Here is a 16,486-nt window from a genome sequence, read left to right as displayed (position 1 = left end):
CAACTGTAGCCTCAGATCAGCCCCCAGCACCAAGTCACCCCCACGCAGCCTCGCTAAAGCTTGACCGTGAACAGAGTATCTACGGGAGGGCTATCGTTCGCACAGTTGGGTCCACAGCGCAGGAGCGCCAGCGGATTTCGCAACCGCCTCCAGGCGCGCCGCATGCTCGGCCATGTCCTGCTCGCTGGCACGAATGATCGCAGTGGGCGTGCGATCGGCAGGCAGGCGGCGAATTTCCGAAGACCGATTGCCGGAGCCTTCTGCCGAACCGTTGCCATCCGAGGCATTACCCGCCAGGGACAGGCTGGTCTGCCCGCCGGTCATGGTCAGGTAGACGTCGGCCAGAATCTCGGAGTCGAGCAAGGCGCCGTGCAGCTCACGGCCGGAGTTGTCGACGCCATAGCGCTTGCACAAGGCATCGAGGCTGTTGCGCTGGCCCGGGTGACGTCCACGGGCCATCATCAGGGTGTCGAGGATCGAGCAGTGCCGGGTGATATCGGCGCGATCCGTCTGGCCCATCAGGGCGAATTCGTTATTGATGAAGCCGACGTCAAACGCCGCGTTATGGATAATCAACTGGGCGCCGTTGATGAATTCAAAGAACTCATCGGCGACTTCGGCAAAATGCGGCTTGCCCACCAGGAATTCGTTGGTAATGCCGTGGACGCCGATTGCGCCCTCGTCACTTTCCCGGTCCGGTTGCAGGTACACGTGGAAGTGGCGGCCGGTGAGGCGGCGTCCCATCAGCTCGACACAACCGATTTCAATGATCCGGTGGCCGTCGGTCACCGGCATGCCGGTGGTTTCGGTATCGAGTACAACAGATCGGATGGCCATCAGGGTTCAGCTCTCAACGGTTCGGTGTATTTCAAGGGGCGGGATATTAGCACGTCATGCCACAGACGGCCCAAGGCCGACATGCAACGGGCAACAGCGATTGCTGCTCTATAAGCCCGCCGCAGCACAGCGACTGTGCACCACCCGCCTTTAGCTCTGCTTGTAACCCCGCACGTCATCCACACCGCGATTGGCCAACTGATCGGCCCGTTCGTTGCCGGGATGCCCGATGTGCCCGCGAACCCACTTCCAGGTGATGTTGTGGCGATTGCATTGCTCATCGAGCAACTTCCATAGGTCGGCATTTTTCACCGGTTCCTTGGCCGCAGTCTTCCAGCCGCGCTTCTTCCAGTTGACCATCCACTCGTTGATGCCTTTCATGACGTACTGGGAGTCGGTCACCAGCAGCACGTCGCAACGGCGCTTGAGTTCTTCAAGGCCGCGAATGGCACCCATCAGTTCCATGCGGTTGTTGGTGGTGTTGGCTTCGCCGCCCCACAATTCCTTCTCCACGCCCTGGCACACCAGCAAGGCGCCCCAGCCGCCGGGACCAGGATTGCCCTTGCAGGCACCATCGGTGAAGAGTTCTACGCTATCGGTCATTGCATACTTTCCATAAAAGCCGGGGGCCATCAAAGCGGGCTGCCGATAATCGACCAGCAAAACCCGAGGCCGAGAAGCTCGACCGAAATACTAAAGAGTGTTTTATTGCTCGCTGGATCGGCGATTGACCTTGGCCATCGGCATCGGCACCAGCTTGCCCATCCGTTCGCGCCGGACCTGGCTCACTGGCCGTAGCCCGACCACAATCTTGCGGGCCACCAGCAAATAGAAACCGCCACCGGACAACTGCCAGGCTCCGGCTTTGCGCTCCCATCCTGCCAGGCGGCCCTGCCACTTGGTCGACGCGAGCGGCGGACGATAGCACCCGAAGCGGCGTTTCTCCAGCGCGAAGCCCAGCAGGTTAAGCCAGTCACCCACCCGTGACGGCGAGATGCAGCGGGCCTGGCGCAACCCGTCATGGGCGAACACATGCCGCAGGCCCCACGAGCTCCAGGGATTGATGCCGACGATCAGCAAATGGCCACCAGGACGCACGCTGCTGGCCGCCTCGCGCAGCAACCCATGGGGCGACAGGCAGAAATCCAGGCCATGTTGCAGTACCACCACATCGGCGGCGTGCTCGCTCAACGGCCAGGCCTGCTCCTCGCAGACAATCTCCACCCCCGGCAACGGCGCGCCCAGGCGCACATTGCGCTGTACCTGGGGCGCAACCGGCGGAGGCTGCGCCGAGGGACCGTAGTGCACCAGGTAACCGCCGAAGAACCGCCCCAGCTCGTCTTCGAGCATGCGCCGCTCTTCATCCAGCAAAAATTGCCCGATAGGCCCGGACAGCCATTCACGGGCGGCGCCGATCAGGGCCAGCCACTCGGGATCGGCCTGGGCGAACGCTTTATCAGTCATTGCATTCTCCAACTCACCAAGACGTTCTAAGATGCACCAATGTGTTCAGCTTGGCGAATCAAAGAATGATACAGATCAGTGCCCTGCCCGCCTTCACCGATAACTACATCTGGTTGTTACAGGATCATCGCAGCCATCGCTGCGCGGCAGTCGATCCCGGTGACGCCGCGCCCGTCCTGGGCTGGCTCAAGCAGCATCCGGAGTGGACCCTCAGCGATATCCTGGTCACTCACCATCACCATGATCATGTCGGTGGCGTCGAGCAACTGAAAAGTATTTCAGGCGCAACGGTTTATGGCCCGGCGAATGAACAGATCCCGGCCCGGGACGTCGCCCTGAACGATAATGACCGGATCACCGTGCTGGGTTTGGATTTCGATGTCTTCGCCGTACCCGGCCATACCTTGGGGCACATTGCCTTCTATCATCACGGCCTGCTGTTTTGTGGCGACACCCTGTTCGCCGCGGGTTGCGGTCGACTGTTCGAAGGCACCCCCGAGCAGATGCATGTTTCTCTGGAACGTCTGGCTGCCCTACCCGCCGACACCCTGGTCTACTGCACCCACGAGTACACACAAAGCAACCTAAAATTTGCCCAGGCCGTGGAACCGGATAACACCGATATCGCCGAGCGAGTGGAAAAGGTCCGTCAGTTGCGGGCCAACGGCAAGATGACACTGCCTTCGACCCTGGCCCTGGAAAAACTCACGAACCCTTTCCTGCGCACCTCGGAAACATCTGTTAAAGAAAAAGCGGACGAACGGAATGGCCTGAATAACCGGTCCGGGAGCGCGGTTTTTGCTAGCTTGCGGTCTTGGAAAGATACGTTCTAAGAAGACAGGTTCTGGTACGAAATTTCTGAATGGTTGACCGCAACCAAAGCGCTTTCTAGAATCGCCCGACATTTTTGCCCGGAACTAACTTCCAGCCAATGTCGTCACCTATTCGTAAATCCAACCATTCAGACGCATTGACCCGCTTGGCTCAAGCCATTGCGGTGGCTGTCTCCGCGACTCTGGCGGGCTGCCAAACGACTAATTTCGCTGCACAATCCACCGTGCAACCCAAACCCATCCTTGCTGCCAAGATCAAGCAAAAGCCCCTTTGGTTATCAGAGAAACCAAGCCCCCAGGTGCCCCAGGATGTCTGGGAACGTATGCGCCAGGGTTTCCAATTGCAGGACGGGGTGGGCGTCAACCCGCGCATCGAGCAACAGCGCTTGTGGTTTGCCAGCAATCCATCCTTCCTGGAGAACGCCGGCGAACGCGGCAGTCTCTATATTCATTACATCGTCGAACGCCTTGAAGAACGCAATATGCCCCTGGAGCTGGCGCTGCTGCCAGTGATTGAAAGCGCCTACAACCCGATGGCCTATTCACGCAGCAATGCGGTCGGCTTGTGGCAGTTCATTCCTTCCACCGGGCGCTACTTCAACCTGCGCCAGACCCGCGCCTATGATGGCCGCCGCGACATCACCGCCTCCACCACCGCCGCCCTGGACTATCTGACACGTCTGCATGACATGTTCAACGGCGACTGGTTGCTGGCCCTGGCAGCCTATAACGCTGGTGAAGGTACGGTCAGCCGGGCCATCGAGCGCAACGAAAAGCTCGGTTTGCCAACGGACTACTGGAACCTGCCACTGCCTCAGGAAACCAAGGACTACGTACCCAAGTTCCTGGCGCTGTCCCAGGTGGTGCTGGCCCCCGAGGCCTACGGCGTCAACCTGAACCCGATCGCCAACACGCCCTATTTCGAAGTGGTCGAAGTCAAGCAAAGCATGGACCTGTCCCGGGTCGCGGCGCTGGCAGAGATCGACGAAGACGAACTGTTCCAGCTCAACCCGGCCCTCAAACAGCGCACGACCCTGGATGGCCCCCAGCATTTGCTGGTGCCGACGTCCAAGGCGCAGTTGCTGGCCAGCAGCCTGTCGGCGATGAATCCCGAGGAGTTGCTGAGCCTGCGACCGAAAAAGCCGGTGTTCGACGAAGTGGAACACAAAGCCATCGCCGGTCGCTCGCGCAGCTACAAGGTCAAGAGCGGTGACAACCTGACGTTCATTGCCAAGGCTAACAAGGTCGATGTCCATGACCTGCAGCGCTGGAACAAGCTAAACGGCCAGAGCCTCAAGGTCGGCCAGACCCTGGTCATGCAAGACACCCGCAAGGTGATGGCCAAGGCCGGCGGCAAGAAACCGGCGCAGTACAAGGTCAAGAAAGGCGACTCGCTGTACATCGTGGCCAAGCGTTTCAACGTTGAGATGCAACATCTCAAGCGTTGGAACCCGCGTACTGGCCTGGCGCTGAAGCCCGGGCAGATGCTGGTGGTTTCCGGACCGCGCTAAGGGTTCGATGGCACTGCAAATCTAATGTAGGAGTTGTCGAGCCCAGCTCGACAGCTCCTACATTGATCTTCACCCCATTCATCAGCGAATTAGCCCGCCCGATCCATCCCACAGCAACTCCCTTTTTCCAGCCGGAACAAGCTGTTACTGTACCGATCATAAAGCCCAAGCCGCCTGGATCGGATCTCTGACTTGAAGCGTTCCCTCCTTCTACTAATAAGTCTGGCCTTGAGCTTTTCCGCGAACGCCACCATTACCGAGAGCCACGGTTATGCGCAGTTCGGCACGCTCAAGTACCCGGCCAAATTCACCCACTTCGACTGGGTAAACCCTGCAGCGCCCAAGGGCGGCACCTTGCGGGTCATGGCCGCGGGCACCTTCGACACCCTCAACCCTTATACCTTCAAGGGTACGAGCCCGGTGTCCACTGCCAATTTCCTGCAATACGGCGTCAACGAGCTTAACGAGCCGCTGATGGTCGGGACCGGCCAATACGCCCCCTCCGGTGATGAACCCACCTCCAGCTACGGCCTGATCGCTCAATCGGTGGAATACAGCGAGGACCGCAGTTGGGTGGTGTTCAACCTGCGCCCGCAAGCCCGTTTCCACGATGGCAAGCCGATCACCGCCTACGACGTAGCGTTCTCCTATCGCACGCTGCTGACCGAAGGCCACCCGCAATACCGCACCAATCTTCAGGAAGTGGCGCGGGTAGACATCCTCAATCGTCATCGCATCCGCTTTGTGTTCAAGCGCGCCGGCAATCCGCTGCTGATCCTGCGCCTGGGCGAATTACCGGTTCTGCCCCAGCACTACTGGAAAAACCGCGACTTCAAGGCCACCACGTTCGAGCCCCCGCTGGGCAGCGGCCCCTATCGGATCGCCAAGGTCCAGCCGGGCCGGCAACTGGTGTTCGAGCGGGTTCCGGACTATTGGGGCAAGGACCTGGCGGTCAACCGTGGCTTTTACAACTACAACAAGGTCGAGGTGGAGTTCTACCGCGATAGCGACGTGGCTTTTGAAGCCTTCAAGGCCGGTGAGTTCGATATCTATATCGAGCATCAGGCGAAAAACTGGGCCAACGGCTACAACTTCCCGGCGGTCAATCGTGGCGACGTGATCAAGGCGCAGATTGCCCACCAGATCCCGACCCAGAGCCAAGGTCTGTTCATGAACAGCCGACGCCCGACTTTCAGCCAAACCAAGGTCCGCGAAGCCCTGGGGCTAATGTTCGACTTCGAGTGGACCAATCGCACCCTGTTCAGCGGCGCCTACAAGCGCACGCTCAGCTACTACCCCAACAGCGAATTCTCCGCCACCGGGGTACCGGTGGGCCATGAATGGCTGATGCTCTCGCCCTATCGCGAGCAACTGCCGACCAACCTCTTCACCCAGGCCTTCAGTTTGCCCCAGACCGACGGACGCGGCATTCCCCGAGACACCCTGCGTCGCGCCCTGGCGCTACTGGCCGAAGCCGGCTGGAAGCTTTCCGGCCAGCGCCTGCTCAACAGCGAGGGGCAGCCGCTGCGCTTCGAGATACTGCTGGTCAACCCAAACCTGGAACGAATCCTTCAGCCTTATGTGGAGAATCTGACGAGCATCGGTATCGACGCCCGCTTGCGCACCGTTGACCGGGCGCAGTACAAACAACGGCTCGACCAATTCGACTTCGATATGATTCTGATGACCCTCAACCAGACCCTTAGCCCGGGGCTTGAGCAGTGGCAGTATTTCCATTCCAGCCAGGCTGGGATCAAGGGCAGCAAGAATTACGCGGGCATCTCCAGCCCGGTGGTCGACCATCTGCTGGAACAACTGTTGGCCGCGCAGACCCGCGACGAGCAACTGGCAGCGGGCCGAGCCCTGGACAGGGTCCTGCTTTGGCAGCACTACAGTATTCCCAACTGGTACCTCAACTATCATCGCCTGGCGTACCGTAATCGGTTCGCCTTCGTCACCACGCCGCCCTACAGCCTGGGCCTGAGCGCATGGTGGCTGAAAGCTTCGGAGAAAGCCCAATGATACCTTTGCGTACTGTGATTCTTGGTGGCCTGTTGTTCTGTGCTGCGGCCAATGCCGCGCCGAAACATGCCCTGACCCTCTATGACGAACCGCCCAAATACCCCGCCGATTTCAAGCATGTCGACTATGTAAATCCCGACGCGCCCAAGGGCGGCACCTTTCGCGAGTCCAGCATGGGTGGTTTCGACAGCCTCAATCCCTTCATCAACAAGGGCGTAGCGGCGGACAACATCACCCTGGTCTACGACACCCTCGCCCAGCAAGGCCTCGACGAGCCCATTACCGAATACGGCCTGATTGCCGGCAAGATCGAAAAAGCCCCCGACAACAGCTGGGCGCGTTTCTACCTGCGGCCCGAAGCACGCTTCAATGATGGCCACCCGGTGCGCGCCGAAGACGTGGTATTCAGCTTCCAGACCTTGATAAAACAAGGCTCGCCGATCTATCGCACCTACTACGCTGACGTCGACGAAGTGGTGGCCGAAGACCCACTGCGGGTGTTGTTCAAGTTCAAGCGCACCAACAACCGCGAACTGCCGCTGATCCTCGGTCAGTTGCCGGTACTGCCCAAGCATTGGTGGGCGACTCGGGACTTTGCCAAGGGCAACCTGGAGGTCCCACTGGGCAGCGGGCCGTACAAGGTCGTCGAGGTCAAGCCCGGCCGATCTATTCGCTACGAGCGGGTCAAGGACTACTGGGGCAAGGACCTGCCGATCAACAAGGGGTTGTACAACTTCGATTACCGAGTCACCGACTATTACCGCGACAACACCGTTGCACTGGAAGCACTCAAGGCCGGCCAGTTCGACTACTGGCAGGAAATCAGTGCGAAAAACTGGGCCAACGCCTACAACATTCCAGCCGTCACCCAGGGCCGGCTGATCAAGGAAGAGATCCCCAATGGCAACCCGACCGGGATGCAGGGTTTCGTCTTCAATATTCGCAAGCCCATGTTCCAGGATGTGCGCGTACGCAAGGCCATCAGCCTGCTGCTGGACTTTGAATGGAGCAACAAGCAACTGTTCAACGGCGCCTACACCCGCAGCCGCAGTTACTTTGAAAACTCGGACATGGCGGCCATCGGCCTGCCCGGCCCCGAAGAGTTGGCAATTCTTGAACCGCTGCGCGACAAGATCCCGCCCCAGGTATTCACTGAAGCCTTCCAGCCGGCAAAAACCGATGCCAGCGGCATGATCCGCACCCAGCAGCGCGAAGCCTATCAACTGTTGCAAGAGGCCGGCTGGCGTATCGTCGACGACAAGATGGTCGACGCCACCGGCAAGCCGGTGACCATCGAGTTCCTCCTGGCCCAGACCGAGTTCGAGCGCATTTTGTTGCCGTTCAAGCGCAACCTGTCCGACTTGGGGATAGACCTGGTGATTCGTCGGGTCGACGTCTCTCAATACATCAACCGCATCCGCTCCCGTGACTTCGACATGGTGGTGGGCAGCTTCCCGCAATCCTCCTCACCGGGTAACGAGCAGCGTGAGTTCTGGAAATCTTCCAGCGCCGACAATCCGGGCAGCCGTAACTACATCGGCCTGAAAGACCCGGCCATCGACCAGTTGGTGGAAGAGCTGATCGACGCCGACTCGCGCAAAAGCCTGATAGCCCACGCCAAGGCCCTGGACCGGGTGCTGCAGTTCGGCTACTACGTGATCCCCAACTGGCACATCAAGACCTACCGAGTGGCCTACTGGGATCACCTCGGCCACCCGAAGGTCCCTCCGCGCTATGACGTCGGTATCGCCACCTGGTGGATCAAGCCCGATGCCAAACCTGCCGTGACCCTGGATACAGACCCAACCGCCGATCCGGCGAGCGGAGGCGATTAACATGCTGGCCTATATTTTTCGCCGACTGCTGCTGATTATTCCGACCCTGTTCGGCATCCTGCTGATCAACTTCGTCATCATCCAGGCCGCTCCCGGTGGCCCGGTGGAGCAGATGATCGCCAAGCTCGAAGGCTTTGAAGGCGCCACCAGCCGAATTGCCGGCGGCGGCGCCGAAGTGTCGGTGGCGGGCTCCAGCTACCGTGGTGCCCAGGGTCTGGACCCGGCGCTGGTCAAGGAAATCGAGAAGATGTACGGCTTCGACAAGTCGGCGCCGGAACGCCTGTGGATCATGATCAAGAACTACGCCAGGCTGGATTTCGGCGACAGTTTTTTCCGTGACGCCAAGGTCATCGACCTGATCAAGGAAAAGATGCCGGTGTCCATCTCCCTCGGGCTGTGGAGCACCTTGATCATGTACCTGGTGTCGATCCCGCTGGGGATCGCCAAGGCCACGCGCCATGGCAGCCATTTCGACGTCTGGACCAGTTCGGCGATCATCGTCGGCTATGCGATACCGGCGTTCCTGTTTGCGATCCTGCTGATCGTGGTGTTTGCCGGCGGCAGTTATTTCGACTGGTTTCCCTTGCGAGGACTGACTTCCAATAACTTTGACGAGTTGAGCTGGGGCGCCAAGGTACTCGATTATTTCTGGCACCTGGCGTTGCCCGTCACCGCCCTGGTAATCGGCAACTTCGCCACCATGACCTTGCTGACCAAAAACAGCTTCCTCGACGAGATCAACAAGCAATACGTGGTGACCGCCAAGGCCAAGGGCCTGACCAACCATCGCGTGCTCTATGGCCATGTGTTTCGCAACGCCATGCTGCTGGTGATCGCCGGTTTTCCTTCGGCGTTTATCGGCATCTTCTTTACCGGCTCGTTGCTGGTGGAAGTGATCTTCTCCCTCGACGGCCTGGGCCTGATGAGTTTTGAAGCGGCGATCAACCGCGACTACCCGGTGGTGTTCGGCACGCTGTTTATCTTCACCTTGCTGGGGCTGGTGGTGAAGCTGATCGGCGACCTCACCTACACCCTGGTGGACCCACGCATCGACTTCGAAAGCCGGGAGCATTGAGATGAATCTATCCCCCCTCAATCGCCGTCGTTTCGAGCGCTTCAAGGCCAACAAGCGTGGCTGGTGGTCGCTGTGGCTGTTCCTGATTTTGTTCGGCGCAAGCCTGGGCGCCGAACTGATCGCCAACGACAAACCGCTGGCGGTGCATTACGACGGCGACTGGTATTTCCCAGCCCTCAAGCGCTACCCGGAAACCACCTTCGGCGGCGAATTCCCCCTGGAAGCCAACTACAAAAGTCCGTACATCCGTGAGCTGCTCAAGGCCAAGGACGCCTGGACCCTGTGGGCGCCGATCCCTTATAGCTACCAGAGCATCAACTACGACCTGAAAGTCCCGGCCCCGGCCCCGCCTTCAGCGGACAACCTGCTGGGCACCGACGACCAGGGCCGCGATGTGCTGGCGCGCGTGATTTACGGTTTTCGTATTTCGGTACTGTTTGCCCTGACATTGACGGTACTCAGCTCGATCATCGGCGTGGTGGCCGGCGCGTTGCAGGGTTTCTATGGCGGCTGGGTCGACTTGGTCGGGCAGCGGTTCCTGGAGATCTGGTCGGGCTTGCCGGTGCTGTACCTGCTGATCATCCTCGCCAGTTTCGTGCAACCGAACTTCTGGTGGTTGCTGGGGATCATGCTGCTGTTTTCCTGGATGAGCCTGGTGGACGTGGTGCGCGCCGAGTTCCTGCGTGGGCGCAACCTGGAGTACGTGCGCGCGGCCAGGGCCCTGGGCATGCAGAATGGCGCGATCATGTTCCGCCATATCCTGCCCAACGCCATGGTCTCGACCATGACCTTCATGCCGTTCATTCTGACTGGCGCCATCGGTACCCTGACCGCCCTGGACTTCCTGGGCTTTGGCCTGCCAGCCGGTTCGCCGTCTCTGGGTGAGTTGGTGGCCCAGGGTAAATCCAACCTGCAAGCGCCGTGGCTGGGCATGAGTGCCTTTGCCGTGCTGGCGATCATGTTGAGTTTGCTGGTGTTTATCGGCGAGTCCGCTCGCGATGCCTTCGACCCGAGGAAATGAGATGAATCAGGACAATCTGATCGAAGTCCGCGACCTCTCTGTCGAGTTCGTGGTGGGCGCCAACCACCAGCGCGTGGTCGATGGCGTGAGTTTTGATATCAAGCGCGGCGAAACCCTGGCCCTGGTTGGCGAAAGCGGCTCTGGTAAATCGGTGACCGCTCACTCGATCCTGCGCCTGCTGCCCTACCCGCTGGCGCGGCATCCGTCCGGCACTATCCAGTACGCCGGGCAAGACTTACTGACCCTGAAAGAAAAAACCATCCGGCATATTCGCGGCAACCGCATTGCGATGATCTTCCAGGAGCCGATGACCTCGTTGAACCCACTGCATTCCATCGAGAAGCAGATCAACGAAGTGCTGGGCCTGCACAAGGGCCTGACCGGCAAGGCCGCCACCAAACGCACCCTGGAACTGCTGGAGCTGGTGGGCATCCCCGAGCCCCACAAGCGCCTCAAGGCCTTGCCCCACGAACTGTCCGGCGGCCAGCGCCAGCGGGTGATGATCGCCATGGCCCTGGCCAACGAGCCGGAACTGCTGATCGCCGACGAGCCGACCACCGCCCTCGACGTGACCGTGCAGTTGAAGATCCTGGAACTGCTCAAGGAGCTGCAGGCACGGTTGGGCATGGCCTTGCTGTTGATCAGCCACGACTTGAACCTGGTGCGGCGCATTGCCCACCGGGTGTGCGTGATGCAGCGCGGCTGTATCGTCGAGCAGGCTGATTGCGAAACGCTATTTCAGTCACCGCAACATCCTTATACCCAGGAACTGCTGGCCGCCGAGCCCAGCGGCTTGCCAGCCACCAATGTCATCGGCCCGCCATTGCTGGAGGTCGATGACCTGAAGGTCTGGTTCCCGATCAAAAAGGGCTTTCTGCGCACTACCGTCGATTACGTCAAGGCAGTAGACGGCATCAACTTCAGCCTGCCCCAGGGCCAAACCCTGGGCATCGTCGGTGAAAGCGGTTCGGGCAAGTCGACATTAGGCCTGGCGATCCTGCGGCTGATCGGCAGCAAGGGCGGTATTCGCTTCGAAGGCCAGCAACTGGATCGCCTCACCCAACAACAGGTGCGACCATTGCGCCGGGAAATGCAGGTGGTGTTCCAGGACCCATTCGGCAGTTTGAGCCCGCGCATGTGCGTCAGCGAGATCGTTGGCGAAGGCCTGCGCATTCACAAGATGGGCAGCCCGGCCGAACAGGAGGAAGCGATTATCGCCGCCCTCAAGGAAGTCGGCCTGGACCCGCAAACCCGCCACCGTTACCCCCATGAATTCTCCGGCGGTCAACGCCAGCGCATCGCCATCGCCCGGGCACTGGTGCTCAAACCAAGGCTGATCCTGCTGGACGAACCGACCTCGGCCCTGGACCGCACGGTGCAGCGCCAGGTGGTAGAACTGCTGCGCAACCTGCAGGCCAAGTACAACCTGACCTACCTGTTCATCAGCCATGACTTGGCGGTGGTCAAGGCCTTGAGTCACCAGTTGATGGTGGTCAAGCATGGGCAAGTGGTGGAACAGGGTGATGCGCAAGCGATCTTCGCCGATCCTCAGCATGCGTATACCCGGCAGTTACTGGAGGCGGCGTTTCTGGTGCCGTGCACAGAGCGCCCCTGAATCTATCCCCCTGTAGCGGCAACGGACTCTGAGGAAATACACCCAAAAGCAAACCAATATCATTTGCACTGCTTTCGCCTCTTTGCTTTAATCGCGACCAATTCCTATTTACACCAAGGCATTTGTGCCGGATGGATATTGTGTCGACCTCGCCTACCTCATTCAGCCTCCTCTATGGCACTCACCATTCCTGGCTACTGGGGCTGTTGCGTCGGCGCCTGAGCAACCGTTGGGATGCGGCTGACCTGGCCCACGACACGTTTATCCGCGTGCTCAAGCGCCCACCGGCCGAGGCTGGTGAAGTGCGCGAGCGCTCCTATCTGGCCACCATCGCCCGTGGCCTGTGCATTGATCACTGGCGCCGGCGACAGCTGGAACAGGCTTGGCTGCAAAGTCTCGCTGCACGCCCTGAAGCCGTACAGCCATCACCGGAACAACGGGCAATCATCGTCGAGACCCTCTACGAAGTGGACGCGATGCTGGCTCGCCTGCCCCAGAAGGTCCGCAAGGCCTTCCTGCTGGCCCAGTTGCACGCAATGCCCTACAAGCAAATCGGCATTCAGCTCGGGGTATGCGAACGGATGGTGAAAAAGTACCTGGCCCAGGCGCTGCTGCATTGCGCGGTGCTGGAAGCGGAACTGGACGGGATGCTGGTGGAATGAACAGCCCTGGAAAGCTCAGCCACGCCAGCCTGGAACAGGCCGCGCAATGGTACGTACGCCTGCAGGATCAGCCGGTGGGCGCGCAGGCACAGCAACACTGGCAGACTTGGCTGGGGCAAAGTCCTGAGCACCAGGCTGCCTGGCGTTATGTGGAGCGTGTCAGCCAACGCTTTGCGCCGCTGGCCGAGGAGTCCCATGGCGCCAGCCGCGCCCTGCGCAGTTCCCGGCGCCAGGCCCTCAAGGCCCTGCTGGTGTTGTGCGCAGGTTCAACGCTGGCCTGGGGCACCTGGCGCAACACCGCCCTGCCCCGGCTGGTGGGCGGCTGGAGTGCAGACTATGCCACCGCCAGCGGTGAAACCCGCGAAACGCTGCTGGTTGATGGCAGCCACGTATGGCTCAACGCATTGAGCGCCCTGGATGTGCGCTTTGATACCGCTCAACGCTTGCTGTACCTGCGCTTTGGCGAAGTGCTGATCGAGACCGCCAAGGATGGGAACCGTCCGTTCCTGGTGGAGACCGAGCAGGGCCGCCTGCGTGCACTGGGCACCCGTTTCAGTGTCTTGCAAGACGGCGACAGCACTGCCCTCAATGTGTTTGAGGGCCGAGTCGAAGTGCGCACCGCCGCCAGCCAGCAGGTGCGAATTATCGAGGCCGGGCAGCAGGTGACATTCACCCGCAACGGATTCAACGCCACCTCGCTAGCGTCCGCCACCCGCGAAGCCTGGAGCCGCGACGTGTTGCTGGCGGACAACCTCCCTCTCGGCAAGCTGATCGTCGAGCTCAATCGCTATCGCCCAGGCCATCTGGGTTGCGATCCGGCGGTGGCACAACTGCCGGTGATGGGCTCATTCCCCCTCAAGGACAGCAATCACGCGTTGCACCTGCTGCAAGCCGCACTGCCGATTCGCGTGGACATACTCATGCCATGGTGGGTCACGGTCGGGCCAAAAAACCCTTCGGCATAAAAAAGTTTCCGTTATCAGTTCCCTTTTCCAACGCTCGCTCGGTTAACCCAGCAGACGCTTTCGTATTCACCGAACGACTTGATCCAACGCCTGGAAAAAAGGGAAACCCTCCATGTCGCAACCCGCTGCTTTCGCTGTACGTCCGTTGGCGCTGGCCATCACCGCTACCCTGCTCTGCCTGGGCTCGCTCAATGTCCAGTCCGCCGAAGCGCCATCGACCCAAGAAGCCACCCGCAGCTACAACATCGCCGCTGGCTCCCTGGTCAGCGTGTTGAACCGCTTTGCCGAGCAGTCGGGAATTTTCATCGCCGGTCACAACAGCCTGGCCACCGGCAAAACCAGCCCAGGTCTCAGTGGCAGCTACACACCGGCCAGCGGTTTGCAGCGCCTGTTGCAAGGCAGTGGCCTGCAAGCCCTACCCCAGGACAACAACGGCTACGTGCTGGAACTGGCGCCTGTCAGCACCGGCGCCCTGGAACTGGGCGCTACCACCATCTCCGGCCAGGGCCTGGACGCCACCACCGAAGACAGTCACTCCTACACCACTGGTTCGATGTCTTCGGCCACCGGCTTGCCGCTATCGATCCGCGAGACACCACAATCGGTGACGGTGATTACCCGCCAGCAAATGGACGACCAGGGTTCCAACAGCATCGCCGACACCCTGCGCCGCGCGCCGGGCGTCAGCGTGCAGAACTACGACAGTGAGCGCTGGGAGTTCTCCAGCCGTGGCCTGCCGATCACCAACTTCCAGTACGACGGCGTCAACTCCACCTACGACGGTGTGTATGACTATGGCACCACCAGCACCGACATGGCCGTCTACGATCACCTGGAAATCATCAAGGGTTCTTCGGGCCTGATGACCGGCGCTGGCGACCCATCGGCCACGGTCAACCTGATCCGCAAAAAGCCCACCAAGGAATTCAAGGCCTCGGTGACCGGCACCGTCGGCTCCTGGGACAACTACCGCACCGAAGGCGATATTTCCGGCTCGCTGACCGAATCGGGCAACGTGCGCGGACGCTTTGTCGGGGTCTATCAGGATCGCTCGTCCTACCTGGACCACTACCAGAACACCAAGGATATCGCCTACGGCATCCTCGAAGCCGACCTGACGCCGGACACCTTGCTGACCTTCGGCATCGACCAGCAGGACACCCGCTCCCGTGGCGCCAGCTGGACCGGGTTCCCGATGTATTTCAGCAACGGCAATCGGACTAATTTCTCCCGGTCCTTCAACCCGGCCGCCGACTGGAGCCGCCGCGACTTCCAGAACCAGACGCTCTTCGCCTCGGTGCAACAAAAACTGGCCAACGACTGGTCGCTGAAAGTCAGCCTGGACCGCAAGCGCAGCCAGCACGACACCCTGCTCGCCTCCGCCAGTGGCGGCAACCCGGACCAGGTCACCGGCGACGGCATGTACATGTTCATGGGCAAGTACAAGGGCGATCAGGTGCAGAACACCCTGGACGTCAACCTCAACGGCCCGTTCAGCCTGTTTGGCCGCGAGCACGAGTTGATCATGGGCTTCATGGCCACCCGCTCGAAACAGGACATTCCGGTCTACGGCTCGATCTACCCGCCAGTGGGTGGCAGCATTTATGACTGGCGCGGCGAATACCTGAAACCGAACATCCCGCGCAGTGGCCAGACCGACATCGTCGAGCGCCAGACCGGTGCCTATCTGGCCACCCGACTGAAGCCCACCGATGACTTGTCGGTGATCCTTGGCACACGGCTCAGCAACTTCAGCAGCAACGACAACACCGATTTCTACGACCCGGCGACTGCCGATAACCGCACCAGTTACAAGCAGACCGGCGTCGTCACCCCGTATGCTGGTATTGTCTACGACCTCAACGACATCTGGTCGGTGTACACCAGCTACACCAAGATCTTCCAGCCACAAAACAGTAAGGACGTCGACCGCAAACTGCTTGACCCAATCGAAGGCGACACCTACGAAGCCGGCCTCAAGGCCGCATTTTTCGACGGTCGTCTGAATGCCAGTTTCGCCGCCTTCCGCATCGAGCAGGACAACGTTGCCCAATACGTCTCCGGCTTTGAAACCGACTCGGTGTATCGCCCGATTGCCGGCGCCACCACCAAGGGTTTCGAGGTGGAACTGGCCGGTGAAGTGCTCGATGGCTGGAATGTCTCGGCCGGCTACACCTACCAGCACACTCGCGATGCCAACAACGACTACGTCTACAGCTCAGTCCTGCAAACCACCACGCCGCAGCAAGTGGTGCGCCTGTTCAACTCCTATCGCCTGCCGGGCGCCCTGGAGAACGTGACGCTGGGCGCCGGCGTGAACTGGCAGAACGAGTTCTTCGGCAACGTGTTCCAGCCCAATCCCAATGACCCGGTCAACTTCGGTCAATACGAACGTATCACCCAGGACAGCTACTTCCTGGTGGACCTGATGGCGCGCTATCGCTTCAACGAGCATTTGAGCACCACCTTGAACGTCAAGAATGCCTTCGACAAAAAGTACTACACGGGCCTGGGCAACTTTGGCACCGGCTTCTATGGCGAGCCCCGCAGCCTGCAACTAGCGACCAAGTGGGACTTCTGACCTGATGCACGTGGCGATTCAGCGCAAGGCTGTGTAATGTTCCAGGCTCGACCTTGCTCGGGATG

General features: G+C 60.3%; 13 protein-coding genes. 10 read left to right on the top strand and 3 right to left on the bottom strand.

Annotated elements, in window-relative coordinates; genetic code table 11:
• Positions 1-90: 90 nt before the first annotated feature.
• The 3 genes from dnaQ to ACZRKZ_RS05075 form a co-directional block, all read right to left on the bottom strand.
• Complete coding sequence (dnaQ, locus tag ACZRKZ_RS05085) at positions 91-831, bottom strand: DNA polymerase III subunit epsilon (protein WP_463981451.1); 741 nt, start codon at positions 829-831, stop codon at positions 91-93.
• Between the two features lie 156 nt (positions 832-987).
• Positions 988-1,440, bottom strand: coding sequence for a ribonuclease HI (gene rnhA, locus ACZRKZ_RS05080; protein WP_149414993.1), 453 nt, complete (start codon positions 1,438-1,440; stop codon positions 988-990).
• A 102-nt stretch (positions 1,441-1,542) separates the two neighbouring features.
• The gene (locus ACZRKZ_RS05075) at positions 1,543-2,301 is read right to left on the bottom strand and encodes a class I SAM-dependent methyltransferase (protein WP_463970492.1); all 759 of its coding nucleotides are present in this window, start codon (positions 2,299-2,301) and stop codon (positions 1,543-1,545) included.
• A 65-nt stretch (positions 2,302-2,366) separates the two neighbouring features.
• On the opposite strand from ACZRKZ_RS05075, the gene gloB reads away from it, so the two are divergent.
• The 10 genes from gloB (at position 2,367) to ACZRKZ_RS05025 (ending at position 16,421) form a co-directional block, all read left to right on the top strand.
• The gene (gene gloB / locus ACZRKZ_RS05070; protein WP_463980911.1) at positions 2,367-3,134 is read left to right on the top strand and encodes a hydroxyacylglutathione hydrolase; all 768 of its coding nucleotides are present in this window, start codon (positions 2,367-2,369) and stop codon (positions 3,132-3,134) included.
• Positions 3,135-3,232: 98 nt separating this feature from the next.
• Positions 3,233-4,645 (top strand): lytic transglycosylase domain-containing protein, encoded by a 1,413-nt coding sequence (locus ACZRKZ_RS05065; protein WP_463970494.1) that lies wholly within the window; start codon positions 3,233-3,235, stop codon positions 4,643-4,645.
• 192 nt (positions 4,646-4,837) lie between these two features.
• Positions 4,838-6,667 (top strand): extracellular solute-binding protein, encoded by a 1,830-nt coding sequence (locus tag ACZRKZ_RS05060; protein WP_463980910.1) that lies wholly within the window; start codon positions 4,838-4,840, stop codon positions 6,665-6,667.
• On the top strand, positions 6,664-8,502 hold the full coding sequence (locus tag ACZRKZ_RS05055; RefSeq protein ID WP_463980909.1) for an extracellular solute-binding protein: 1,839 nt from the start codon (positions 6,664-6,666) through the stop codon (positions 8,500-8,502). The genes ACZRKZ_RS05060 and ACZRKZ_RS05055 overlap by 4 nt, the downstream gene beginning before the upstream one ends.
• A 1-nt stretch (position 8,503) precedes the next feature.
• Complete coding sequence (locus ACZRKZ_RS05050; protein ID WP_463980908.1) at positions 8,504-9,577, top strand: microcin C ABC transporter permease YejB; 1,074 nt, start codon at positions 8,504-8,506, stop codon at positions 9,575-9,577.
• A gap of 1 nt (position 9,578) precedes the next feature.
• Positions 9,579-10,598, top strand: coding sequence for an ABC transporter permease (locus tag ACZRKZ_RS05045; RefSeq protein WP_133103206.1), 1,020 nt, complete (start codon positions 9,579-9,581; stop codon positions 10,596-10,598).
• 1 nt (position 10,599) lies between these two features.
• Positions 10,600-12,213 carry an ABC transporter ATP-binding protein gene (locus ACZRKZ_RS05040; RefSeq protein WP_463980907.1) on the top strand — a complete coding sequence of 538 codons (1,614 nt, stop codon included), beginning with the start codon at positions 10,600-10,602 and terminating at the stop codon, positions 12,211-12,213.
• Positions 12,214-12,344: 131 nt separating this feature from the next.
• Entirely contained in the window at positions 12,345-12,875 is a 531-nt protein-coding gene (locus ACZRKZ_RS05035) for a sigma-70 family RNA polymerase sigma factor (protein ID WP_463980906.1), read from the top strand.
• Positions 12,872-13,840: a FecR domain-containing protein gene (locus tag ACZRKZ_RS05030; RefSeq protein WP_463980905.1), complete on the top strand. Its 969-nt coding sequence runs from the start codon at positions 12,872-12,874 to the stop codon at positions 13,838-13,840. Before ACZRKZ_RS05035 ends, ACZRKZ_RS05030 begins: the two co-directional genes overlap by 4 nt.
• Before the next feature lie 112 nt (positions 13,841-13,952).
• Entirely contained in the window at positions 13,953-16,421 is a 2,469-nt protein-coding gene (locus ACZRKZ_RS05025) for a TonB-dependent siderophore receptor (protein WP_463980904.1), read from the top strand.
• The last annotated feature ends 65 nt before the right edge of the window (positions 16,422-16,486 follow it).

Source organism: Pseudomonas sp. c313 (genome assembly GCF_055407145.1).
Note: the sequence above shows the minus strand (reverse complement) of the source record. Positions and strands in the feature narration are given on the sequence as shown.